A 23686-nucleotide genomic window follows, 5' to 3' on the forward strand; every position below is an offset into this window, starting at 1 on the left:
CACGCGTCGCCGGAGCGGCTGTCCGCGGTGTGTCAGACATTGGCTTTCCCGCATGCGTGGCATGCTTCTTGCGATTGTCTTCTCAGTCCAGCGTGTGATTGGCGACGAGAGGTGACAGATGACTCGCAGCTCTTCCGACACCAAGGCCCGGATCAACCGACGTTCTCTGCTCAAGGGCGCTGCCGCCGGCGGTGCTCTCGTCGCCGGCGAGTCGATCGCCGGATTTCCCACCGTGTGGGCGCAGAATGCCAAGGACGTGACCCTGGTCCATGCCGGCGGCTCCTATGCGGCCATCAAGGAGATCGGTGAACAGGCGACCAAGGATCTCGGCTTCAAGGTCGAGATGCAGGCGATCACCGACGACGTGCAGCTCAACCGGTCGCTGACCCAGCCGCAGACGATCGACATCAACAACATCGACAGCACCAAGCTGCCCTACCTGGTGGGCAAGGGCGTCCTGGCGCCCATCCCGGTCGCCAAATACAAGCTGTGGGGCGAGACGGTCCCGCTGTTCACCAAGGGCTCGTATCCCAACGGCAAGATGGCCTCGACGCAGGGCCTCGCCCCGATCGAGGCCATGTTCTACACGGCCAAGGACGGCAAGAAGCTTGGCGACAAGCCGACCGAGTTTCTGACCATGATCCCGACGATCTACAATGCCGACACGCTCGGCATCCGTCCGGACCTGGTGGGTGGCCGCGACAAGGTCACGAGCTGGAAGGACCTGCTGGATCCCAAATTCAAGGGAAAGACCGCCCTGGTCGACTATGCCCCGGTCGGCGTGATGGACGTCGCCATGGCGCTCGAGTCGCGCGGCGACTTCAAGTACAAAGACAAGGGCAACATGACGAAGGAAGAGATCGACAAGACGATCAAGATCATGATCGATCTCAAGAAGGGCGGCCACTTCCGGTCGTTCTGGAGCACCTTCGACCAGTCGGTCAACCTGATGGCCTCGGGCGAGGTCGTGATCCAGTCGATGTGGTCGCCGGCCGTAACGGCGGTCCGCTCGCGTGGCATCGACTGCTACTACGTGCCGCTCAAGGAAGGCTATCGCGGCTGGTTCGTCGGCTTGGCGCCGATGGCGCATCTCAGCGGGCTGAAGCTCGACTGCGCCTACGAGTACATGAACTGGTTCAACTCGGGCTGGCAGGGCGGCTTCATCGCCAAGCAGGGCTACTACTCGGCGGTGCCGACGACGGCCAAGAAGTTCCTGACCCAGGAAGAATGGGACTACTGGTACGACGGCAAGCCCGCCGCGGTCGACATCAAGGATCCCTACGGCAACCTGATGGAGAAGAAGGGCGCCACCCGCGACGGCGGCGCGATCTGGGACCGCATGGGCAACATCGCCTGCTGGAACACGGTGATGGACGAGGACCGCTACCTGACGCGGCGGTGGAACGAGTTCGTGTCGTCCTGATCCCGGCCGTCACGCATGGCCAGCATCGATCACACGGCGGACGCCTTCGCGGCGCCCGTCCCCGAGGCGGCGGCGCCGGCGGACAACAGCGGTGAGCGGGCGTCCTGGCTGCAGGTCTCGCCGCTCGTGCTGGTGCTGCTGCTGTTCTTCGGCCTGCCGATGCTCGTGGTCGTGGCCGTCAGCTTCTTCGACTTCAGCCGGACCGAGATCTATCCGGACTTCATCCTCGACAACTACATCGACCTCTTCCGCTCGGAAGTGACGCTGCGGCTCTACGCCAGCTCGCTGAAGTTCGCCTTCATCGTCTGGGCGATCACGCTCGTGCTGGGCTTCAACATCGCCTATTTCCTGGTCTTCCACGTCCGCGGGCTGCTGTTCCAGATCGGGCTGTTCCTGCTCTGCACCGTGCCGTTCCTGACCTCGAACATCATCCGCATGATCTCGTGGATCCCGTTCCTCGGCCGCAACGGCATCTTCAACCAGGCGCTTCAGGGCGCCGGCATCACCAGCCAGCCGCTCGAGTTCCTGCTGTTCTCCGATTTCGCGGTGGTCGTGGCCTATGTCCACCTGTTCACGCTGTTCATGGTCGTGCCGATCTTCAATTCCATGGCGCGTATCGACAAGAGCCTGCTCGAGGCGGCGCGCGACGCCGGCGCCGGCCGGTTCCGGGTCGTGGCCGAGGTCGTGCTGCCGCTGTCCCGCACCGGCATCGCGCTGGGTTCGATCTTCGTGATCACCCTGGTGATGGGCGATTCGTTCGTCGTGCGCACCATGAGCGGCGGCCAGAGCGCCTCGGTCGTCTCGGCCCTGCAGAACGAGGTCGCGGCGCTCCAGTATCCGCCGGCCGCGGCGAGCGCGGTGATCATGGTCATCATCGTCACCCTGATGGTCGCCGGCATCCTGCGCCTGGTCGACGTCCGCAAGGAACTGGCGGGGTAGGGGGCGGCATGCACGGCCATTCCGAGGAGCGTCCCTGGACCTTCTACGCCTTCGCCGCGTTCTTCGCGCTGTTCGTGCTGTTCCTCTACGGCCCGATGATCGTGATCTACATCCTGTCGTTCCAGGGTCCCAACGGCGGCATGACCTTCCCCCTGAACGGCGTGTCCCTGCACTGGTTCGATGCGCTGATATCGCAGACCCGCGTCGGCGACATCGCCGGCTCGTTCCAGCGCTCGATCATGCTGGCGGCCCTCGTCGCGATCATCACCGTGCTCCTGTCCGTGCTGGCCGGTCTCGCCTTCCGCCGGCGCTTCCGGGGCTCGGCCTTCGCCTTCTACCTGGCCATCGCCAGCCTGATCATGCCGGGCCTGTTCGTCGGGCTGGGGATCGCGCTGTCGTTCCGGCTGTTGGGCATCCCGACGGAATGGTTCACCTCGGCCCTCGGTGCCCAGCTCACCTGGACGCTGCCGTTCGGGCTCCTGATCATGTTCGCCGTGCTCGGCCGCTTCAACCGGTCCTACGAGGAGGCGGCGACCGACCTCGGCGCCACCAACTGGCAGAAGCTGCGCGAGGTCACGCTGCCTATGCTGCTGCCCGGCATCATCGGCGTCGCCCTGTTCGGCTTCACCCTGTCCTATGACGAGATCGCGCGGACCGCGCTCGCGGCCGGCGCGAAGAACACCCTGCCTCTCGAGATCTGGGCGATGACGACCAACGTCACCTCGCCCACGCTCTACGCGGTGGGGGCGGTCACCACCATCGTGTCGTTCGCCGTGATCAGCCTGGCGCTGGGCTCGATCGCCCTCGTCCAACGCCGGCGCGCGGCGGCCGGCGCGCGTACGGAGTAGGAGCCATGTCCCAGACTACCGGCAGCGGAGAGGTCGCGGTCGTCGGCGTCACCAAGCGTTTCGGCGAGACGACGGCGGTCAAGGAACTGAGCCTGACGATCCCCCACGGCTCCTATTGCTGCCTGCTGGGTCCCAGCGGCTGCGGCAAGACCACCATCCTGCGCATGATCGCGGGCCACGAAAAGCCGAGCAGCGGCGACATCAGGATCGGCGGCCAGTCGGTGATCGGCCTGCCGCAGGTCCAGCGCGGCACCGCCATGATGTTCCAGAGCTATGCGCTGTTCCCGCATCGCAGCGTGCTCGACAATGTCGCCTTCGCGCTTAAGATGCGCGGCGTCGGGCTGGCCGACCGGCACGCCAAGGCCCGCGAGCTGATCGAGAAGGTCCAGCTCGAGAAGTTCGCCGACCGTCTGCCGGGGCAGCTCTCCGGCGGGCAGCAGCAGCGCGTGGCGCTGGCGCGCGCCCTGATCACCAATCCGCGCGTCCTGCTGCTCGACGAGCCGCTGTCGGCGCTCGACGAGTTCCTGCGCCTGCGCATGCGCGGCGAGCTGCGGCGCGTGCAGAAGGAGCTCGGCATCACCTTCGTGCACGTCACGCACACCCAGCTCGAGGCGATCGCCGTGGCCGACATGGTCGTCGTCATGGCCCAGGGGCATATCGAGCAGGCGGCGAGCGCGCGCGACATCTTCGTCGCTCCGCGCAACGCCTATGTCGCGCGCTTCGTGGGCGGCCAGAACGTGCTGTCGGGTTCCGTCGAATCGACCATGAACGGCGTCGCCGCCGTGGCCGGGCGGAACGGCGCGCGCTATGCGATTCCGGTGGGCGACCAGCGTCCGATGCGGGGCTCGCCGCTCTGGGGCTCGATCCGGCGCGACCGGGTCGCCATCGAGAAGATCGCCCCGGGCGCCAAGCCGTCGACCGGCCTCAACGCCGTGGTGGGCGAGGTCCACACGCTCGAGAACCAGGGCACCTATGTGAAGGTGACGCTCGACCTCGCCAATGACGAGGAGTTCGTCGCCCACGTCCCCGACGACAGCTTCTTCGCCCAGCCGCTCGACATCGGCGAGCGCGTCGTGGCGCGCTGGTCGGCGTCGGACGTCAAGCTGCTGGACGATGCCCTGATCGCCTCGGACAGCGCACCGGCAGGTGCGGTGATGGCGACGGCCCGCTAGAAGGACCCATGGAACGCTCCGACAAGACCGCCCGGGAACTCTACGAGGCGGTAAAGGCAGACCGCGGCCGGCCGCGCTTCGGCTTCGGCCGCAAGCCGGCCCTGGTGAACGTCGATCTCCAGAACGCCTATACGCGCCCCCAGGAGTTCCCCACGGCCTACGAGACCGACCCGCAGCAGATCGGGCACGTGAACGCGCTGGCCCGGCTGTTCCGCGACAGGGGCTGCCCGGTGATCTGGACCTATGTCGCCTACCTGCCGACGGGCGAGGATTGCGGCGTCTGGGGCACCCGGACCGACACGCCGGATTCGCTGCAGAACATCCGCGAAGGCTCGCGGCGGGCCGGCCTCGACGAGCGCTGCGAGATCGACGGAAGCGACATCGTCATCAACAAGCGCATGGCCTCGGCCTTCTTCGAGACCAATCTCGGCTCGCTCTTCACCTGGCACCGGGTCGACACGGTGATCGTCACCGGCGGCTCGACCTCGGGCTGCGTGCGCGCCACCGTGGTCGACAGCCTGTCGCGCGGCTTCCGGACCATAGTGCCCGAGGAATGCGTCGCCGACCGCCACGAGAGCCCGCACTTCGCCAACCTCTACGACATGGCCGTGAAGTACGCCGACGTCCTGCCGGTGGCCGAGGTGCTGGCCTTCATGGAACAGTACCAGCCGGCGAACTGACGGCCTCGCCTAACCCCCTCACCCGGCCTCTCCCCCTGGCGGGGGAGAGGAGAAAGATCTATCCGGGAGCTCCTCCCCACGCTGCGCTGGGGAGGAAAAATCCTAAGCCACCGCCTTCAGCTTCTCGCGGCGGCTCTTCATCAGCGGCTGGATGCGCTGGCCGAACTGTTCGAGGCCGATCAGGAAGTCGTCGAATACCAGCATGATGCCCTTGGTGGCCGGCACTTCGGCGCATTCGTCGAGCATGCGCGCCACGGCGGCGTAGGAGCCGACCAGGGTGCCCATGTTGAAGTTGACCGCGCCCGTCGGGGCGGCCATCTGGCGGGCGGTGCTGCTCGCTGCCGCGTTGGCGTCGGCATTGGCCTGGCCGGCCAGCCATGACATGGCGTCGAGGTCGGCGCCCTCGTTGTAGTGCTTCCACTTGGCCTGGGCGGCCTCGTCGGTCTCGTCGGCGATCACCATCAGCAGCACGTAGTTGCCGACGTCGCGGCCGGTCTTCGCCGCGGCCTCGGCCATCGCCGCGTTGGTCGCGGCATGCGCCGTCGGCGTGTTGATGCCCTTGCCGGCCACGAAGTTGTAGTCGCCGTAGGCGGCGCCGAACTCGATGCCGCGCGGGCTCTGGCCGGCGCACACGATCTTCACGTAGGCCTGCGGCTGCGGGCTGAGCTTGCAGTCCTCCATCTGGAAGTAGTCGCCCTTGAAGTCCGAAGTGCCGGTCTCCCAGAGCTGGCGCATGATGGTGACGTACTCGGTGCTGTAGTCGTAGCGGCGATTGAAATGCTCCTCGCCCGGCCACAGCCCCATCTGCTCGTACTCGCCCTTGGCCCAGCCGGAGACGATGTTGACGCCGAACCGGCCGCCCGAGATCGAATCGATGGTCGAAGCCATGCGCGCCACGATGGCCGGCGGGATGGTGAGGACGGCCACCGAGGCGTAGAGCTGGAGGCGGCTGGTGACGGCGGCCAGGCCCGCCATCAGGGTGAACGATTCGAGGTTGTGGTCCCAGAACTCGCTCTTGCCGCCGAAGCCGCGCAGCTTGATCATCGAGAGCGCGAAGTCGAAGCCGTAGTGCTCGGCCCGCTGCACGATCTCCTTGTTGAGCTCGAAGGTCGGCTTGTACTGCGGCGAGCTGGTCGAGATCAGCCAGCCGTTGTTGCCGATCGGAATGAAGACCCCGATGTCCATCGTGGCGCCGCCTAGGCGACCTGCTTCAGCTTGGCTGCGCGCGACTTCATCAGCGGCTGGATGCGCTGGCCGAACTGCTCCATGCCGATCAGGAAGTCGTCGAAGGTGAGCATGATGCCCTTGGTCGCCGGGACCTCGGCGCATTCGTCCAGCATGCGCGCGATCGAAGCGTAGGACCCGACCAGCGTGCCCATGTTGAAGTTGATGGCGCCCTCGGGGGCCGAGATGCGCTTGGCCGTCCCGCCGTCGTCGGCGTTGGGGTCGGCATTGGCCTCGCCCGCCATCCAGGCGAGCGCGCCCATGTCCGCGCCCTCGTTGTAGTGCTTCCACTTGGCCATGGCGGCCTCGTCGGTCTCGTCGGCGATCACCATCATCAGAACGTAGTTGCCGACGTCGCGGCCGGTCTTGGCGGCGGCTTCCATCATCGCCTCGTTGGTCGGCGAATGGGCCGTGGGCGTGTTGACGCCCTTGCCGAGGGTGAAGTTGTAGTTGCCGTAGGTGGCGCCGAACTCCATGCCGCGCGGGCTCTGGCCGGCGCAGACGATCTTCATCTCGGCCTGGGGACGGGGCGAGAGCTTGCAGTCCTCCATCTGGAAGTACTGGCCCTTGAAGTTCGAGGTGCCGGTCTCCCAGAGCTCGCGCAGGACCGTCACATACTCGGTGCTGTAGTCGTAGCGCTTGGCGAAGTGCGCCTCGCCCGGCCACAGGCCCATCTGCTCGTACTCCATCTTGGCCCAGCCGGAGACGATGTTGACGCCGAACCGGCCGTTCGAGATCGAATCGATGGTCGAGGCCATGCGGGCGACGATGGCCGGCGGGATGGTGAGCACGGCGACCGAGGCGTAGAGCTGGATCCGCTCGGTGACCGCGGCCAGGCCGGCCATCAGGGTGAAGGATTCGAGGTTGTGGTCCCAGAACTCGGTCTCGCCGCCGAAGCCGCGCAGCTTGATCATCGACAGTGCGAAATCCAGCCCGTAGTGCTCGGCCTTCTGCACGATCTGCTTGTTGAGCTCGAAGCTCGGCTTGTACTGCGGCGAATTCTTCGAGATGAGCCAGCCGTTGTTTCCGATCGGGATGAACACGCCGATATCCATCGAGGGCTCCTTCAAGCTTTGGGGCGCGCCCCTCGGAGCAAGCAACGTGCCAGCCGCCCGGCGTCGGTCCGTGCGGCGGAAGGTTCTGCGAACAAAGGAGAATCCGCCGCGGGGCGGCCGCGGCGCGCGGGATCAGGCCCGCCGGATGGCCGGCGCGACCTCGACGACGCGGAAGGGCCGGGAAACGCCGTCATGCTCGGTCACCGTGACGTATTCGCCGGCGGTGAACAGGTGCTTGTCGAAGCGGAAGATCGGCTCGTCGTCCTCCTCGCCCGGCTCGTAGGAGAAGGCCCAGGTGCCGTTGCGGCGGTGAATGAGCGCGCCGTGCTCGTCCGGCGCGCCCGCCCAGAAGCGGCGGACGGTGCAGGCGGCCTTCGCCCTGGGCCATTCGGCGGAGCTGAGATGGCCCTTGTCGTCGAGCGGCGCCACGAATTCGTAGCCGTGCAGGGAACTGCCGTTGGGATAGTCCGGCGTGCGCGCCAGTTCCAGGAGGATCCGCTTCAGAGCCATGGCACCCTCACACCGGCTCGCGCGGGCCCCGGGCGCTGCTGCCCTCGGCCTCGTCATAGGCGGTCTTGATCATCCACCAGCTGAACAGGACGCCGAACAGAGCCAGCGCCAGACCGAAGAACAGGATGCCGCCGTCGCGCGCGGCGCCGGCCATGAACAGGCCGACGAGGCCCATCAGGCCCGCCATGATCCCCATGATCCAGTGTGACATCGTCTTCTCCTCAATCGTCGTCGTCGAACAGGATGCGGCCGGCCGACCCTTCGGGGTCGTCGAACTGGCCGTTGCGCAGGGCCCACAGGAAGGCGGCGAGGCCGAGCAGGCCGAGCGTCAGCGCAGCCGGCACCAGGATCAGCAAACTATCCATGGGCGGGTCTCCGCGGCGCACGGCCGAGGCGCAGCGCGTTGCCGATCACCAGCAGGGAAGACGAGGACATCGCGAGCGCCGCCACCAGCGGCGTCACCGCACCCAGGATCGCCAGCGGGATGGCGCCGGCATTGTAGAGCAGCGCGAGTGCCAGGTTCTGGCGGACGAGCCGGCCGGCACTGCGGGCCACGTCCAGGATCTCGATCACCGGGTGCAGGTCGTCGCCCTGGAAGACGGCATCCGCGGCGTTCTGCGTCGCCTCGGCTGCCGTCGCGGGCGACAGCGAGGCATGCGCCGCCGCCAGCGCCGGCGCGTCGTTCAGCCCGTCGCCGATCATCAGCACCCGGCGGCCCGATGCCGCGAGCTCGGCGAGGCGCGCGGCCTTGGCCGCGGGCGTCGTCTCGGCCTGCCAGCGATCGAGGCCGGCCTCGGCCGCGGCGTGGGCGACGGCGGCCGGTCGGTCGCCCGACAGGAGCTCCACGGCAAGACCGCGGGCGCGCAGGCTGGCGATGGTTTCGCGCGCGTTGGGCCGCAGCCGGTCGGTGAAGGCCAGGCGTACCGGCGCGTGGCCTGGACGGCTGAACCAGAGCTCCGGCCGTCCGTCGTCGGTCGCGTCGGCGATGCCGCAGAAGCGCGCCGATCCCAGGCGCACCGGGCCGCGCTGCAGGCCCTCGCCCGGCGTCTCGAGGACATTGTCGGCCGGCGCGGCGTGGGGGACGGCGCGGCTCAGCGCCCGGGCGAGCGGATGGCGCGAGGTGGCGGCGAGGGCGGCGGCGGCGGCCAGCGTCTCGGCGTCGGCCGCGGTCTCGGCCAGCTCGGGGCGGCCCAGCGTCAGGGTGCCGGTCTTGTCGATCACGACATGGTCGATGTCGGCCAGCCGCTCCAGCGCGGTCGGCGACAGCAGCAGGACGCCGCGGCGCAACAGCCGGCCGCTCGCGACCACCTGCACCACGGGCACGGCAAGCGCCAGCGCGCAGGGGCAGGTGATGATCAGCACGGCCGTGGCAATCAGCAGGGCGTCGTCCCAGGGCAGGCCGCCGATCGCCAGCCAGCCCAGGAAGGTGAGCAGGGCCGTGGCATGGACCACCGGCGCATAGGCGCGGGCGACGCGGTCGGCCAGCGCCACGAAGCGCGAACGGCCGTGCTCGGCGGCCTCGACGAGGCGTACGATCTCGGACAGGAGCGTGCGGTCGCCGGCGGCGGTGACGCGGACCTGTAGCGGGGCGCCGAGATTGACCATGCCGGCGAAGACCGGCGTGCCCGGCTCGACCGGCCGCGGCAGGCTCTCGCCGCTCACGACGGCCGTGTCCATGGTCGAGCGGCCGTCGATCACGACCCCGTCCGCGGCCAGCCGCTCGCCGGCGGCTACCAGCAGCCGGTCGTCGACCGTCACCTGGTCGGCCCGGCGCGAGGTCGCGAGGCCGTCGGCGCCGATCAGCGTGGCGCTGCGGCTCGACAGCGCCAGCAGCGAGCGCACCGCCTGGCGCGCGCGGCCACGGGCCCGGCGATCGAGATAGCGGCCGATCAGCAGGAAGAACAGCAGGGTGACGGCCGAGTCGAAATAGGCGTGCTCGCCGCCCCGCCAGGTCTCGTTCAGGCTGACGACGCAGGCCAGGATGACGCCGATCGAGATCGGTACGTCCATGTTTGCCCGTCCGGACCGCAGGGCGGCGAGCGCCGACCGGAAGAACGGCTGGCCGGCATAGGCCACGGCGGGAAGCGCGATCGCGGCCGACAGGAAGTGGAACAGCTCGCGCGTGGCGGCGCCCATCGAGCCGTCATGGCCGGCCCAGACGGCGACCGACAGCAGCATGACGTTGGCCGTGGCGAAGCCCGCGACGGCCAGCGCGCGCAGCAGCGTCCGCGCTTCGCGGTCCTCGGCACCGGCGGCCGCGACCATGTCGTAGGGGGCCGGCCGGAAGCCGAGCGATGCCACCAGGCCGACATGCTCGTTGGCGGCGGCGGCAGGGCCGCGCCAGGCGAGCGACAGGCGCCGGGTCGACAGATGCACGCGCGCGCGCAGCACGTCGGGATGGCGCGCCAGCAGGCTCTCGATCAGCCACACGCAGGCGGCGCAGTCGAGGCCGTCGACCAGCAGTTCGAGCTGGCTCTCGCCGGGCCGCCCTTCGCGGACATGGGCCGCGAAGTCGCTGTCCAGCGGGACAGGGCGGTGGGCGCGGCCCTCGTCCAGCCGGCGGTAGAAGGCGCCGAGCCCGGCCGCGCCGATGATGGCGTGGGCGCTGGCGCAGCCGGCGCAGCAGAAGGACGCGTCGGCGGACAGGCGCACCGGTTCGCCGCAATGGCCACACAGGCGGCCCGCGGCGAGGGCCGGCGGCGGCGCAAAGAGGGCGGCGTCGCTCACCGCAGGAACATCCGCCGGGTCAGCGCATACCGCTGCCCGCCGAAGTCGACGACGATGTCGACGTCCCAGTTGCCGCGTGCCGGGAGGATCGCCAGGGCGGCGTAGCGGCCGGGCGCGGTCGGCGCGACGTCGAGCGCGAGCGGCGGCCGCTTCTCGACCGGGCGCGCCAGGGAGGCGTGGACCTGCGCGCCGGCGAGCGGCCGGCCGGCCGCGTCGGTGACGGCGATCTCCAGTCGTCCCGGCGTGGCCTGCCAGGAAGTGTCGACGTGCCAGCCCAGCGCGTCGCGCGCCTTCTGGGCGGCGAGGACGTCGTTGTAGTGCAACCCGCGCTCGCGCGGCCTTTCCGCGTAGAGGCCGGAGAACGATCCGACGGCCAGCCAGATCATGGTCGCGTTCACGGCGACGACCACGGCGAAGCCCGCGACGAAGAGCCAGGGGATGTAGCGGCTGCGGGACGCGAGGGTGGCGGCCATCGGTCTTCTCCTCGGGATCAGTGGGCCGGGCCGACGAAGACAGCGCCGTGCGAGGCCCGCTCGCGTCCGTCCGGGTCGCGGATCTGGAACTCGATCGAGCGCGAGCCCGACGGCGCCGCGCCGGGCGGCACCGTCACAAAGACGCGGAAGGTTCCGACCGCATCGGCATGCACGACGAGCTGCGTCGTCGCGCCGCTGCCCTCGACCTCGGCGCCGACGAAGCCCAGCCGCGCCGACGGCAGGTCGGCGACGGCGAGCTGGAAGCGCTGCTCCACCTGGCGCTTGTTCTGGATCTTCACGGTGTAGGCGTTGCGGATGTCGCCGTTGGACAGGCGCACGAAGTTCGGGCTGCGGTCGCGCTGCACGGTGAGGTCGGTGTCGGTGCGCAGCAGGAAGGCGCCGGCCATGACGCCGGCAACGAGTGTGAGCAGCAGCGCATAGAGGATCGTGCGCGCCCGCACCGGCCGCCACGGCGTGGCGGCCCCGGCGCCGCCGCGCTCCTTGGCCTGCTGGTCGGCCAGCGTGTCCCAGCGGATCAGGTCGCGCGGCCGATCGATCTTCGCCATGGTCTGGTTGCAGGCGTCGATGCAGAGGCCGCAGCCGATGCACTCGATCTGCTGCCCGTCGCGGATGTCGATGCCCGTCGGGCAGACGGCGATGCACAGCCGGCAGTCGATGCAGTCGCCGCGTCCTTCCCAGCTCTCGCCGGCCTTGTGCTTGCCGTGCGGCTCGCCGCGCCATTTCTGGTAGGTGACGATGACGCTCTGCTCGTCGAGCATCGCCGCCTGGAAGCGCGGCCATGGGCACATGTAGGTGCAGACCTGCTCGCGCGCCCATCCGGCCAGCAGGTAGGTCGTCGCGGTGAACAGACCGACGAAGAAATAGACCTCCATCGAGGCCTCGCCGCGGAAGATCTGCACCAGCGTCGTCGGCGCGTCGACATAGTAGAAGACCCAGGCGCCGCCGGTCGCCGCCGCGATGGCGAGCCAGGCCGCGTGCTTGGCGGTCTTGCGTGCCGCCTTGCCGGGCGACATCGGCGCCCGGTCGAGCCGCATGCGCTCGTTGCGGTCGCCCTCGATCAGGCGCTCGACCCACATGAAGAGGTCGGTCCAGACGGTCTGCGGACAGGTGAAGCCGCACCAGACGCGGCCGAACAGCGAGGTCGCGAGGAACAGGCCGAACGCGCCCAGGATGAGGAGGCCGGTGACGAAGTAGACTTCCTGCGGCCAGATCACGACGTCGAAGAACCAGCCGCGCCGGCCCTCGAGATCGATCAGGATCGCCTGGTCGGGCGCGCCCGGGCCGCGGTCCCAGCGGATCCAGGGTACCAGGTAGTAGAGGCCGAGCAGGACGATCAGCACCGCCCATTTGACGCGGCGCCACTGGCCCGCGATCGCCCGCGGATAGACCTTGAGGCGCGTCACGTAGAGCGGCAGCTCGGCCTTGCGCTGGTTGAGCGAGACCGCTTCCTCGTCCTTGAGCCCGGCGTCCATCATCCGCTCGGTGTGTTGCTACTTTCCGCCGCCCAGCGAGTGGACGTAGAGCGCCAGCATCTTGATCGTCGCCTCGTCCAGCCGGCCGGCCCAGGCCGGCATGCTGCCGTTGCGGGCGAAGAAGATGGACTGGTAGATCGTCTCGCGGTCGCCGCCGTACAGCCAGATCCCGTCGGTCAGGCTGGGCGCTCCCAGCTCCTGGTTGCCCTTGCCCTCGGGCCCGTGGCAGGCGGCGCACTGCTCCTGGAACAGCTTGGCGCCGTCGTCCGTGGCCTTCGCCCGGCCGGAAAGGCTCAGCACGTAGTCGGTCACGGCGCCGATCTGCGCGCCGCTCAGCAGGCCGTCGGCGCCGAAGCGCGGCATCAGCGACTGGTGCGACTTGTCGTCGGTGTTGCGGACGCCGTGCTCGATGGTGGCATAGATCTGCGGCAGGCTGCCGCCCCACAGCCAGTCGTCGTCGACCAGGGTCGGGAAGCCCCTGGTGCCAGCGCCGCCGGCGCCGTGGCACTGCACGCAGTTGGTCTGGAACGCCGAGCGTCCGCCGGCGACGGCGAAGCTGAACAGTTCCGGATCCTTGGCGATGCCGGCGAGGGGCGTGGCGCGGATGCGGTCGACGAAGGCGCCGCGCGCCTTGGCCTGGGCGTCGAGCTCGCGCGTGAGCTCCACCCGGCTGTTGTAGCCCAGCAGGCCGCTCGTATGGCCGCTCAGCCACGGCCAGGACGGGTAGAGCACGCAGTAGACGGCGGCGAAGACGATCGTCGCCCAGAAGGTGTAGACCCACCAGGTCGGCAGCGGCGTGTTCAGTTCCTTGACGCCATCCCACTCGTGGCCGGTCGTGTCCTCGCCCGAGAGCACGTCCTTCTCGATCTTCGTCGGCATCGTGGCCTCTCAGGCTTCGTCGTTGAGGGGGATCTGCGCGTCCTTTTCGAAGCGCTCCCGGTTGGCCGGGCGCAGGGCCCAGCGCACGATGCCGGCGAACACCAGGACGGCCCAGACGGTCCACGCCGATCCGAGGATCTCGTGGAGGGATTCCAGACTCATGATCGTCTCCTATTGGCGCAGCCGCTCGGGCGGCAGGTCGCCGAAGGTCACCAGCGTGCCCAGCATCTGCAGGTAGGCGACCAGGGCATCCATCTCGGTGATCTCGGTCGCCTGGCCGTTGAACTTGCCGACGACGGCGCGCGGATAGCGCTTGAGCAGCGCGGTCGTGTCGGCATCGGGATCGGCCTGAGCCGTGAGGTCGGCGCGGGCGTTCGCCACCATCTCCTCGGTGTAGGGCGTGCCGAGCGTCCGCAGCGTCTTCAGGTGGTCGGCGATGTCGCCGTAGGCGAGCTTGCGGTCGGCCAGGAACGGGTAGGCCGGCATCACGCTCTCCGGCACCACGCCGCGCGGCGAGACGAGATGGGCGACGTGCCAGTCGTTGGAGTAGCGGCCGCCGACGCGCGCGAGGTCGGGACCGGTTCGCTTGGAGCCCCACTGGAAGGGCTTGTCGTACATGCTCTCGGCCGCGAGGCTGTAATGGCCGTAGCGCTCGACCTCGTCCTTGAACGGACGGATCTGCTGGCTGTGGCACAGGTAGCAGCCTTCGCGGATGTAGATGTTGCGGCCCATCAGCTCGAGCGGCGTGTAGGGACGCACGCCGTCGACCTTCTCGATGGTCGATTCGATGGTGAACAGCGGGATGATCTGGACCAGGCCGCCGATCGACACGGTGATCAGCGTCAGGATCGCCATGAGGATGACGTTCTTCTCGATCGTCTCGTGACGGATGAACATTTCCCGCGTCTCCTAAGCGGTGATCGCCCGGGGCGCGGAAGCCGGCGCGATCTGGGCCTCCCCGCGGATCGTGCGCCACATGTTGTAGGCCATGAGAAGGCCGCCGATCAGGAAGAACAGCCCGCCGAGCAGCCGGATGAAGTAGAAGGGCTGCATGGCCGCCACCGTCTCGATGAACGAGTACTGGAGGAAGCCGAGCTGGTCGTAGGCGCGCCACATCAGGCCCTGCATGATGCCGCTCACCCACATCGCGGTGATGTAGAGAACGATGCCGAGCGTGGCGATCCAGTAGTGCCAGCCCATCAGGCGCACCGACCACATGGCCGGCCGGTTCCACATCTTGGGCACCATGTAGTAGAGCGTGCCGAAGACGATGAAGGCGACCCAGCCCAGCGCGCCGGAGTGCACGTGCCCGATCGTCCAGTCGGTGTAGTGGCTGAGCGAGTTCACCGCCCGGATCGACATGACGGGCCCCTCGAAGGTCGACATGCCGTAGAAGCCGACCGCGGTCACCGAGAAGCGCAGGCCGGGATCGGTGCGCAGCTTGTCCCAGGCGCCGCTCAGCGTCATGAGGCCGTTGATCATGCCGCCCCAGCTCGGCATCCAGAGCATGACCGAGAAGACCATGCCCAGCGTCTGGGCCCAGTCGGGCAGCGACGTGTAGTGCAGGTGGTGCGGGCCGGCCCAGATGTACAGGAAGACCAGCGACCAGAAGTGCACGATCGACAGCCGGTAGGAGTAGATCGGGCGGTTCGCGGCCTTGGGGATGTAGTAGTACATCATGCCGAGGAAGGCCGCGGTCAGGAAGAAGCCGACCGCGTTGTGGCCGTACCACCACTGGATCATCGCATCCTGCACGCCCGACCAGGCGCCGTAGCTCTTGGTGCCGGTCACCGACACCGGCAGCGCCAGGTTGTTGGTGATGTGCAGCATCGCCACGGTGATGAGGAAGGCGAGATAGAACCAGTTGGCGACGTAGATGTGCGGCTCCTCGCGCTTCAGCACGGTGCCGAGATAGGCGATCAGCCAGGCGACCCAGACGATGGTGAGCCACAGGTCGACGAACCATTCGGGCTCGGCGTATTCCTTGCTCTGGGTGATGCCGAGCAGGTAGCCCGTGGCCGCCATGACGATGAAGAACTGGTAGCCGAGCAGCACGAACCAGGCGAGCGGCGCGCCACCGAAGAGGCGCGTGCGGCAGGTGCGCTGCACGACATGGAAGGCCGTGGCGATCAGCGCCGTGCCGCCGAAGGCGAAGATCGCCGCCGACGTATGGAGCGGCCTCAGTCGCCCGAAGGTCAGGTACTCGCTGTCGAACGACAGTTGCGGCCAGACCAGTTGGGAGGCGATGACCACGCCCACCAGGAAGGCGGCGACGCCCCAGAACATGGTGAGCACCACCGCGGCGCGGATGACGTCCTCGACATACCGGGGCGCGGGCCGAAGGTCGTCTCGGGGCGCGGCCCGCAGGTCGACGCTGGCAACGGCTTGGCTGGACATCCTGTCTCCCGCAATGATGACCGTCGAGGTCTAGGGGGCCGGCGGTGTCGACTCCTTGATTTGAGTCAAGGTCTTGCGTCGCCAGCGGCGGACAATTCGCGCGAGGGAGGAAACGGAGCATGAGCGAAACGATTGCCGTGTTCAGAGGGCCGTCGCCGCGCATTCGCCGGGTCGCCGTCGACCGGCCGTGGATGTGGCTCGGTGCGGGCTGGCGCGACCTCGTCGCGGCCCCGGGACGCAGCCTGATGTTCGGTGCGGCGGCGGTGCTGGCGGGCTGGTTCGCCGTCGCCCTGCTGATGTGGGCCGAGCTGCCTTATCTGGTGCTGCCGCTCAGCGCCGGTTTCTTCTTCATCGGGCCGTTCATGGCCGTCGGTCTCTACGAGATCAGCCGTCGCCTCGAGGCGGGGGTGCCGGTCACCACCGGGGCGGCCCTGCTGGCCTGGCGGCGCAACCCCGACCAGATCGCGCTGATGGGCGCGCTGCTGCTGCTCGTGCATCTGGCGTGGATGCGCGCCGCCCAGCTTCTGTTCGCGTTGTTCCAGTGGCAGACGGTGCCGTCGTGGGACCGCTTCATGGACGTCGCCTTCTACACCACGCGCAGCCTGCCGTTCCTGGTCCTCGGCGTCGGCTCGGGGGCGGTCCTGGCTGCCATCGCCTTCGCCGTTGGCGCCTTCTCGATGCCCTACCTGCTCGACCGGCGCGAAGCCAACCTGTTCGAGGCGATCGCGACGTCGGTCGCCGCCGTCCGACTCAACTGGCGGCCGATGATCCTGTGGGCCTCGCTGATCGTCGTGCTGGTGGCCCTCGCCATGGTGCCCGGCCTGCTCGGCCTGATCGTCGTGCTGCCGGTCGTGGCGCACGCCACCTGGCACGCCTATCGCGACATCGTGGTCTTCGACGACGCGGCGCCCTGATCCGATCAGAGCCGCTGGCTGGCCAGGGCCAGCATGACCGTGGCGTTGGCGACGAGGAGGGGGGCCGCCACCCAGCGGGCGGCAGCCTGCAGCCGCCGCCGCAGGACCAGTCCCAGCCAGCCGACGCCGACCAGGGCCGGCGCGGTCCCCGCGCCGAACGCCGCCATCGACAGGGCCGCGTCGAGCGCGTGGCCGGTGCCGGCCGCCGCCGCCAGCGCGCCATAGACCAGCCCGCAGGGCAGCAGGCCCAGCACGAGGCCCAGGGCATAGCGGCCGGCTGGCCGGTGCGCGAGGAAGAGGGGCGCCGCCAGCCGGGTCAGGGGACCTGAAAGGGGCGAGTCCGCGCCGAAGGCGAGCCCGAGGGCCTGCGCGATCAGAAGGCCAGCCCCGACGACGAGCAGGATGGCCGAGATCCAGGCGAAGCCGGAGGTGGCGACGAACAGCGCCGTGACGGATCCGGCGGCGGCGCCCAGCGCCGCATAGGTCGTGAGCCGGCCGGCGTGATAGGGCAGCAGCGCCGCGCCGGCGAGGCGCTGCCATTCCCCGTACGCCGCGGCCGGGCGCTGCCGCACGTCGCCCGCCACCTGGGCGAGCACGAACGGCCCGCACATGCCGGTGCAGTGGAGCAGGCTGCCGGCGAGGCCGGCGACGAACAGCGACAGCGGAAGGCTGGCCGGCACCGCGGCGAAGGCGTGCAGGCCTTCCTGGCAGAGGGCGGTGAAGCGGAGGAGCACGTCCATGGCGGCCACTCTTGCCCGCCGGGCTCCCATCGGGTTTGACATGCGTCAAGGGCGCGGCGGCGAGAGCGCGCCATGGTCCGGCGGGACGACAGGAGGAACTGGTGAGCTACAAGACCATTCTCGTTCACTGCGACGCCGACCCCAAGGTCTCGCACCGGCTGGCCGTGGCGGTGGACCTCGCGCAGCGCCACGGCGCGTACGTGGCTGGCGTCCACATTCAGGAGCCTTTCGACCTGCCGGCCTACTTCGACGGCGCCATGCCGACCAAGGAGTTGCTGGCATCCTGGGAACAGGCGGCCGAGAAGGATCAGGCTGCCGCCAAGGCGGCCTTCGACAAGGCGCTGAAGGGCACCCATCTCGCGTCGGAATGGCGGGCCGTGCGCGGCTCGATCGTCGAGGAGCTGGCGGTGCAGGCCCGCTATGCCGATCTCGTCCTGGTCGGCCAGGCCGATCCCGAATCGCCGCTGCTCACGCCCGAGGGCCTGCCCGAAACCGTCGTCCTCGACGCGGGGCGGCCCGCGCTGGTGGTGCCGCATATCGGGGCGCCGGCGCGGCTCGGCCGGTCGGTCATGCTGTGCTGGAACGCCAGCCGCGAGAGCGCGCGGGCGGCGTCGGATGCGCTGCCCTTCCTCAAGGCGGCGGAAAAGGTCGTCGTTCTCGTGGTCGATCCCCGGTCCTCCGCCGCCGGTCACGGGCCGGAGCCCGGTGCCGACGTCGCCGCCTGGCTGGCGCGGCACGGGGTCAAGGTCACGGTGCAGCGCGACGTCGCGCCCGACATCGATGTCGGCGACGTGATCCTGTCGCGCGCCGCCGACCACGACGTCGACCTCATCGTCATGGGCCTGTACGGCCATTCGCGCTTTCGCGAGATGGTGCTGGGAGGCGCCAGCCGGACGCTGCTGTCCAGCATGACCGTTCCCGTCTTCATCTCGCACTGACCGCCATGGACCCCTCGACCGCCGCGGCCTACGACAAGCCGGTCCCGCGCTACACCAGCTACCCGACCGCCGCCCAGTTCGACGCTTCCGTCGGACCGGCCGAGCATGCGGCCTGGCTGGCGGGACTGGGGGGCCGCCCGGCGACCCTTTATCTTCACGTGCCCTTCTGCCGGGAACTCTGCTTCTACTGCGCCTGCCACACCGGAGCGATGCGACAGCCGGCAACCCTCGACGCCTACGCCGCTGCACTGGTGACCGAGCTCGAAGCGGTTGCCGCCGCGGCGCGCGACGTCACGGTCGCGGCGGTGCAGTGGGGCGGCGGGACGCCGTCCCAGCTCGGGCCGCGGCGCCTGATCGACATCGGCCGTCGGATACCGATCTTGTTCGACGTCCGGCCGGGACGGGAAATGTCGATGGAGGTCGATCCGCGCTATTGCGATCGCGCCCTGGTCGACGCCATGGCGATGCTCGGCGTGACCCGCGCGAGTCTCGGGGTGCAGGACTTCGACATCGGAGTTCAGAAGGCGATCAACCGGCTGCAGTCGCCCGAGGTCACGGCGGCCGCCATCGATCGGATGCGCGCCGGGGGCATTGGCCACATCAACGTCGATCTCGTCTTCGGCCTGCCCGGCCAGACGGTCGAATCGCTGTCGCGCACGCTCGACCAGGCGATCGCATTGGCGCCGGATCGCTTCGCCGTCTTCGCCTACGCCCACGTTCCCTGGATGAAGCGGCGGCAGGCGGTGATCGACGAACGGACGCTGCCGGGCGCCCCGGTGCGGGCGGCCATGGCGGAACTGGTTTCGCAACGGATCGAGGGCGCCGGATACGTCAAGGTCGGCCTCGACCACTATGCGCGTCCGGACGATGCCCTCGCCCGGGCGGTGGCGGAGCGCCGGCTGCGCCGCAGCTTCCAGGGCTACGTCGCCGACGAGACGCCGTGGGTGATCGGGGTCGGCGCGTCGGCGATCTCGAGCCTGCCGCAGGGCTTCAGCCAGAATGCCGTGGCCACCGCCGACTATCTCGCGGCCGTGCAGCGCGGCGCCTTCGCGACGGCGCGCGGCATCGCCTGGTCGGACAGCGACCGGCTGCGCGGCGACATCATCAGCGCGCTGATGTGCCATTTCGACGTCGACCTGGCGGAGGTCTGCGAACGGCACGGCGCCGCCGTGCCGCCCCTGCTGGCCGAGGTGCCGCGGCTGCAGGCGCTGATCGACGACGGCATGGCGCGGCTGGACGGCACGCACCTCCTTGTCACCGAGCGGGGACGACCCGTCGTGCGATCGGTCTGCGCCGCCTTCGATCGCCACTACACCGGTGCCGAGGGGCGCCACGCCCGCGGCATCTGACGGAGGAAGAAATGAGCACGCATCAACTGGTGGCGCGGCACGTCGAGGCCGCGCTCAGCGAGGCCGCCGAGCGGCAGATCGACGTCGACGTGGTGGCACGCTGCCTGCTGTCCGAGGCGATCCGGCTGTTCAAGCAGGGCCGCAGCAACGATGACATTGCCGCCGAACTCGCGGCGGCTGCCGACAATCTGGACGAGGACACGCCGCTGGTGTTCATTCGCCCCTAGAGCGAGCCCCGCCCGCCCCGGCGGAGCGAGGGGAACCGCTCGGGCCGCACCGATCGGGGGAGGGACGACGTGGGCGTTGGGGGAGCCTTGCTGGGCCGGCTCGGGGCGGGGCTGGGCGCGATTCTGTCCGCGATCTTGGCCGCGATCCTGGCCGTGGCCGCCGCGCCGGTGGCGGCGGATGCGCGGTTCGGGCCGGACGTGCGCGCCGCGATCATCGACCACTTCCAGGCGCGCCTCGATTCGGAGCTTTGCGTCCGCTATTTCCACTACGAGGGCGCCCAGATCGTCAACTGGACGTCCGACGACGCCACCTTCAAGGTCGAGGTCGTCTTCTTCGTCAGCTTCATCTCCGACCAGGGCCTCTATCGCGACAGCTCGCTGGCGACCTACTGCCTGGGAGTCCATCGCGGCAGCGGCTTCTTCGAGCGGTCGAAGTTCTACCGCTCGGGCGCGCTGATCTACACCCTGTCGAAATGGCACGCCGGCTGGCACGTCGATCGCGTCGAGACCCAGCCCTGAACGTCGACGGGCTGCGCTGCAAGAATTCAAGGCTGCGTGTTACGGACCCGATATCATCCCGAGCGTAGCGCCCGCCCTGAGCGAAGCCAAAGGGAGGGCGCTACGCTCGGGGTGACAGCGATCGCAGGAACTAGATCGCCGTGGTCTCGTCGCGCGGGGTCACGACGATGTTGTTGACGACGCGCGTGACGCCCTCGACGTTCTCGATGGCGATCCGCACCGCGTCCTTGGCGGTCGCCGCCGCGACCTGCCCCCACAGGTGAACGACGCCGCCGTCGACCACGACATTGGAGACCCCGTCGCTCCACGAGTGCCGCCGCAGCTCGGCCGCGACCCGCGCGCGCAGCACGTCGTCCGCCGGTGCGCCGCCGTCGCGCCGCGGTTCGCGCGCCAGCAGGCCCTGCAGGAGATTGGCGCGGCTGACCACGCCCACGACCTTGCCTTCGCGCAGGATCGGCACGCGCTTGATGTTGTGCTTCTTCATGAGCGCGGCGATGGCGGCGAGCGGCGTGTCCTCGGCGGCGGTGAAGACGTTGCGGGTCATGATGTCGGCGACGTGATGGGAATGCGACCGCACATAGTCGAGGGCGGTGGTGGAATCGTCGGCCAGCAGCCGCTGCAGCCACGACCGGCTGGGCACCGTGCCGATCTCGGGACGGTTCATCAGATCGGCCTCGCTCACGACCCCGACCAGGCTGCCGTCCGGATCGATGACCGGCGCCCCGCTGACGCGGGCGCCCAGAAGGATGTCGGCGGCGGCATAGACCGTCGCGTCGGCGGGGATCGTCACGACGGGCTGCGACATTACCTGCGAGGCGTTCATGCTCTCCTCCCATCCGTCGCCCCCCTTCTGTCATGGGGTCCGGAGCCGGTCCTTGCTGCAGATCAAGGTCGCGGAGGCACGGTCCGAAGGGCTCGCTAGCGCGGGACGGCGTGTTATCATCAAGCTGAGCAGCCGACCCATGGACCAGACGTCAGCCCGCCCGCCGGCCCCTGCCGGCGCCGTCCAGCCTGTCGCGACCTCGACCGGCGCCGAGCTGGTCGTGTCGGCCGATCTCGCGATCGTGGACTGCACCGAACCCTATGCCCGGCTCTGCGGCAGAACCCGCGGCGATCTCGTCGGGCAGCCGGTCGGCCGCGCCTTTGCCGGCAGCGCGGCGCAGGCGGAACTGATCCGGTCGCTGGAAGCCGTGAGACGGAGCGGCCGGCCGCAGCGCGGCGTCCTTGCGATCCCGTCACCGGATGCAGCGCCCGAGGAGCCGCCGCCGCTCTTCGCCATGACCAACATGCCGGCGCTGGACACAGGCGGGAAGGTGGCGTGGATCGTCCATGCGATCGAGCCGCTGGACGACGGCGCCGCCCGTCGCGAACAACTGCCGGCGCTCGAGGCGGCCGAAGCGCGGCTCCACTCGATCCTCCAGACCGTCCCCGATGCGATGATCATCATCGACGACCAGGGCAGGATCGAATCGGTGAGCGCGACCGCCGAGCGGCTGTTCGGATACACGGGGGCCGAGCTCGAGGGAACCAGCATCAACGGGCTCATGCCGTCGCCCGACCGCGAGCAGCATGACGGCTACCTCCGCCGCTACCTCGCGACCGGCGAGCGCCGGATCATCGGCATCGGTCGCATCGTCGTCGGCCGGCGCCGCGACGGCACGACCTTTCCCATGCATTTAACGGTGGGAGAGCTGCAGACCGGCAGCCGCCACCATTTCACGGGCTTCATCCGCGACCTCACCGACCAGCAGTTGACCGAAAGCCGGCTGAAGGAGCTGCAGTCCGAGGTCGCCCATATGTCGCGCTTCACCGCGCTGGGCGAGATGGCCTCGACGCTCGCGCACGAGATCAACCAGCCCCTGACGGCCATCAGCAACTACCTGCGCGGCTGCCAGCGGCTGCTCGACCGGGCCGAGAACCTGTCGGCGCCGGTGCTGCGCGAGGCGCTGGGCAAGGCCGCCGACCAGGCGCTGCGGGCGGGGCACATCATCCGCCGCCTGCGGGAGTTCGTGTCGCGCGGGGAAAGCGACCGGCGGGTCGAGAACCTGCCCAGGCTCATCGAGGATGCCAGCACGCTGGCGCTGATCGGCGCGCGCGAGAACGGCATCGCGGTGTCGTTTCGCCTCGATCCCGGGGCCGACCTGGTGCTGGCGGACCGGATCCAGATCCAGCAGGTGCTGGTCAACCTGATCCGCAACGCCATGGAAGTGATGATGGAGTCGGCCAACGACCGCCGGCTGGAGATCGCCACGGTGGCGGAGTCCGGCGGACTGGTCGAGGTCAGCGTCGCCGACACCGGGGCCGGCCTCGCGCCCGAGGTGGCCCGCCATCTGTTCCAGCCCTTCGTCACGACCAAGAGCAAGGGCATGGGGCTGGGCCTGTCCATTTGCCGCACGATCGTCGAGGCGCATGGCGGCAAGATCTGGGTGGAGAGCCGGCCGGGTGGCGGCACGATCTTCCGCTTCACCCTGCGCAGTGCCGAGCTCGGGGAGCCTGACAATGGCGGCTAGCCGTGTGGTCCATGTCATCGACGACGACGCCGAGGTCCGGCAGTCGCTGGCCTTCCTGCTCAGCACCGCGGGGCTGGCGGTCCGGGTGCACGAATCGGCGGTGGCGTTCCTCGGACTCCTGCCCGACGTCGAGGACGGGTGCGTCGTCACCGACATCCGCATGCCGGAGATGGACGGGCTGGAACTTCAGCGTCGCCTGCACGATCTCGAGGCAGGCTTCCCCGTGATCGTCATCACCGGCCATGGCGACGTGCCGCTGGCCGTGGAGGCCATGAAGGCCGGCGCGGTCGACTTCATCGAGAAGCCCTTCGACGACGAGATCCTGCTGTCGGCCGTGCGGGCGGCCCTGGCGCGCCATGCGCGCGACAGCGAGCGCGAGGCGCGCTGCGCCGCCGTCCGGACCCGCCTGCAGACCCTGTCCGAGCGCGAGCGCGAGGTGCTGGACCGGCTGGTCGGCGGCAAGGCGAACAAGATCATTGCCTACGAGCTGGGCATCAGCCCGCGCACCGTCGAGGTCTACCGCGCCAACGTCATGACCAAGATGCAGGCCGACAGCCTGTCGGACCTGGTGCGCATGGTGCTGGTCGACGCCGAGGGGGCGTCGGCTCGCGATCGCTGAGTTTGCGCTGAATCAAATACCCGCTCCCACCCTTCGACGAGACTGGCCGC

26 protein-coding genes are annotated in these 23686 nt (G+C 69.2%); 12 read left to right on the top strand and 14 right to left on the bottom strand.

The genetic code is table 11. The annotated features are described in order from the left end of the window. Positions 1 to 118: 118 nt before the first annotated feature. The 5 genes from ACO073_RS28850 to ACO073_RS28870 are packed head-to-tail and all read left to right on the top strand — an operon-like array spanning position 119 to position 5062. Positions 119 to 1423 carry an ABC transporter substrate-binding protein gene (locus ACO073_RS28850; RefSeq protein WP_422002677.1) on the top strand — a complete coding sequence of 435 codons (1305 nt, stop codon included), beginning with the start codon at positions 119 to 121 and terminating at the stop codon, positions 1421 to 1423. A gap of 15 nt (positions 1424 to 1438) precedes the next feature. Beyond that, on the top strand, positions 1439 to 2362 hold the full coding sequence (locus tag ACO073_RS28855) for an ABC transporter permease (RefSeq protein WP_422002679.1): 924 nt from the start codon (positions 1439 to 1441) through the stop codon (positions 2360 to 2362). Between the two features lie 8 nt (positions 2363 to 2370). After that, a complete protein-coding gene (locus tag ACO073_RS28860; RefSeq protein WP_422002681.1) occupies positions 2371 to 3210 on the top strand; it encodes an ABC transporter permease in 840 nt (279 codons plus the stop codon). Positions 3211 to 3215: 5 nt separating this feature from the next. Beyond that, positions 3216 to 4382 (top strand): ABC transporter ATP-binding protein, encoded by a 1167-nt coding sequence (locus ACO073_RS28865; RefSeq protein WP_422002682.1) that lies wholly within the window; start codon positions 3216 to 3218, stop codon positions 4380 to 4382. 8 nt (positions 4383 to 4390) lie between these two features. Beyond that, positions 4391 to 5062: an isochorismatase family protein gene (locus ACO073_RS28870; protein WP_422002684.1), complete on the top strand. Its 672-nt coding sequence runs from the start codon at positions 4391 to 4393 to the stop codon at positions 5060 to 5062. Positions 5063 to 5164: 102 nt separating this feature from the next. Here the strand turns inward: ACO073_RS28870 and rutA (ACO073_RS28875) are convergent, their stop codons facing one another. From rutA (ACO073_RS28875) to ccoN, 12 genes are all read right to left on the bottom strand, one after another. Then, complete coding sequence (rutA, locus tag ACO073_RS28875) at positions 5165 to 6247, bottom strand: pyrimidine utilization protein A (RefSeq protein WP_422002686.1); 1083 nt, start codon at positions 6245 to 6247, stop codon at positions 5165 to 5167. A gap of 11 nt (positions 6248 to 6258) precedes the next feature. Beyond that, positions 6259 to 7341, bottom strand: coding sequence for a pyrimidine utilization protein A (gene rutA / locus ACO073_RS28880; RefSeq protein WP_422002688.1), 1083 nt, complete (start codon positions 7339 to 7341; stop codon positions 6259 to 6261). Between the two features lie 132 nt (positions 7342 to 7473). Beyond that, positions 7474 to 7851, bottom strand: a complete 378-nt coding sequence (locus ACO073_RS28885) for a hypothetical protein (RefSeq protein WP_422002690.1) — start codon at positions 7849 to 7851, stop codon at positions 7474 to 7476. Positions 7852 to 7858: 7 nt separating this feature from the next. Continuing rightward, a complete protein-coding gene (locus tag ACO073_RS28890) occupies positions 7859 to 8062 on the bottom strand; it encodes a hypothetical protein (protein ID WP_422002692.1) in 204 nt (67 codons plus the stop codon). Between the two features lie 10 nt (positions 8063 to 8072). Further along, entirely contained in the window at positions 8073 to 8216 is a 144-nt protein-coding gene (gene ccoS / locus ACO073_RS28895; RefSeq protein WP_422002694.1) for a cbb3-type cytochrome oxidase assembly protein CcoS, read from the bottom strand. Further along, positions 8209 to 10578 carry a copper-translocating P-type ATPase gene (locus ACO073_RS28900; RefSeq protein WP_422002696.1) on the bottom strand — a complete coding sequence of 790 codons (2370 nt, stop codon included), beginning with the start codon at positions 10576 to 10578 and terminating at the stop codon, positions 8209 to 8211. The genes ccoS and ACO073_RS28900 overlap by 8 nt, the downstream gene beginning before the upstream one ends. Further along, a complete protein-coding gene (locus ACO073_RS28905; protein ID WP_422002698.1) occupies positions 10575 to 11051 on the bottom strand; it encodes a FixH family protein in 477 nt (158 codons plus the stop codon). The genes ACO073_RS28900 and ACO073_RS28905 overlap by 4 nt, the downstream gene beginning before the upstream one ends. Before the next feature lie 17 nt (positions 11052 to 11068). Continuing rightward, positions 11069 to 12544: a cytochrome c oxidase accessory protein CcoG gene (gene ccoG, locus ACO073_RS28910; RefSeq protein WP_422002700.1), complete on the bottom strand. Its 1476-nt coding sequence runs from the start codon at positions 12542 to 12544 to the stop codon at positions 11069 to 11071. Between the two features lie 18 nt (positions 12545 to 12562). Beyond that, positions 12563 to 13423: a cytochrome-c oxidase, cbb3-type subunit III gene (ccoP, locus tag ACO073_RS28915; protein WP_422002702.1), complete on the bottom strand. Its 861-nt coding sequence runs from the start codon at positions 13421 to 13423 to the stop codon at positions 12563 to 12565. A gap of 9 nt (positions 13424 to 13432) precedes the next feature. Next, positions 13433 to 13585: a cbb3-type cytochrome oxidase subunit 3 gene (locus tag ACO073_RS28920; protein ID WP_422002704.1), complete on the bottom strand. Its 153-nt coding sequence runs from the start codon at positions 13583 to 13585 to the stop codon at positions 13433 to 13435. 9 nt (positions 13586 to 13594) lie between these two features. After that, positions 13595 to 14320 (bottom strand): cytochrome-c oxidase, cbb3-type subunit II, encoded by a 726-nt coding sequence (gene ccoO / locus ACO073_RS28925; RefSeq protein ID WP_422002706.1) that lies wholly within the window; start codon positions 14318 to 14320, stop codon positions 13595 to 13597. 12 nt (positions 14321 to 14332) lie between these two features. Next, positions 14333 to 15820, bottom strand: coding sequence for a cytochrome-c oxidase, cbb3-type subunit I (gene ccoN / locus ACO073_RS28930; protein ID WP_422002708.1), 1488 nt, complete (start codon positions 15818 to 15820; stop codon positions 14333 to 14335). A 119-nt stretch (positions 15821 to 15939) separates the two neighbouring features. Between ccoN and ACO073_RS28935 the strand changes: the two genes are divergently transcribed. After that, complete coding sequence (locus tag ACO073_RS28935) at positions 15940 to 16734, top strand: DUF2189 domain-containing protein (RefSeq protein WP_422002710.1); 795 nt, start codon at positions 15940 to 15942, stop codon at positions 16732 to 16734. Between the two features lie 5 nt (positions 16735 to 16739). On the opposite strand, the gene ACO073_RS28940 is transcribed toward ACO073_RS28935, so the two are convergent. After that, the gene (locus ACO073_RS28940) at positions 16740 to 17474 is read right to left on the bottom strand and encodes a sulfite exporter TauE/SafE family protein (RefSeq protein ID WP_422002712.1); all 735 of its coding nucleotides are present in this window, start codon (positions 17472 to 17474) and stop codon (positions 16740 to 16742) included. 101 nt (positions 17475 to 17575) lie between these two features. Between ACO073_RS28940 and ACO073_RS28945 the strand changes: the two genes are divergently transcribed. The 4 genes from ACO073_RS28945 (at position 17576) to ACO073_RS28960 (ending at position 20507) form a co-directional block, all read left to right on the top strand. Further along, complete coding sequence (locus tag ACO073_RS28945; protein WP_422002715.1) at positions 17576 to 18412, top strand: universal stress protein; 837 nt, start codon at positions 17576 to 17578, stop codon at positions 18410 to 18412. Between the two features lie 5 nt (positions 18413 to 18417). Next, positions 18418 to 19761, top strand: coding sequence for an oxygen-independent coproporphyrinogen III oxidase (hemN, locus tag ACO073_RS28950; RefSeq protein ID WP_422002717.1), 1344 nt, complete (start codon positions 18418 to 18420; stop codon positions 19759 to 19761). 11 nt (positions 19762 to 19772) lie between these two features. After that, complete coding sequence (locus ACO073_RS28955; protein WP_422002719.1) at positions 19773 to 19988, top strand: hypothetical protein; 216 nt, start codon at positions 19773 to 19775, stop codon at positions 19986 to 19988. A 135-nt stretch (positions 19989 to 20123) separates the two neighbouring features. Beyond that, positions 20124 to 20507, top strand: a complete 384-nt coding sequence (locus ACO073_RS28960) for a hypothetical protein (RefSeq protein ID WP_422002721.1) — start codon at positions 20124 to 20126, stop codon at positions 20505 to 20507. A gap of 130 nt (positions 20508 to 20637) precedes the next feature. On the opposite strand, the gene ACO073_RS28965 is transcribed toward ACO073_RS28960, so the two are convergent. Then, entirely contained in the window at positions 20638 to 21330 is a 693-nt protein-coding gene (locus ACO073_RS28965; protein ID WP_422002723.1) for a CBS domain-containing protein, read from the bottom strand. Positions 21331 to 21469: 139 nt separating this feature from the next. Here ACO073_RS28965 and ACO073_RS28970 point away from each other — a divergent pair, with 139 nt between their 5' ends. Continuing rightward, positions 21470 to 23017: a two-component system sensor histidine kinase NtrB gene (locus ACO073_RS28970; protein WP_422002725.1), complete on the top strand. Its 1548-nt coding sequence runs from the start codon at positions 21470 to 21472 to the stop codon at positions 23015 to 23017. Then, positions 23007 to 23636 (top strand): response regulator FixJ, encoded by a 630-nt coding sequence (gene fixJ / locus ACO073_RS28975; protein ID WP_422002727.1) that lies wholly within the window; start codon positions 23007 to 23009, stop codon positions 23634 to 23636. Before ACO073_RS28970 ends, fixJ begins: the two co-directional genes overlap by 11 nt. The last annotated feature ends 50 nt before the right edge of the window (positions 23637 to 23686 follow it).

The sequence above is a fragment of the Reyranella sp. genome (genome assembly GCF_965229815.1).
In the GTDB taxonomy this organism is placed as follows: Bacteria; Pseudomonadota; Alphaproteobacteria; order Reyranellales; family Reyranellaceae; genus Reyranella.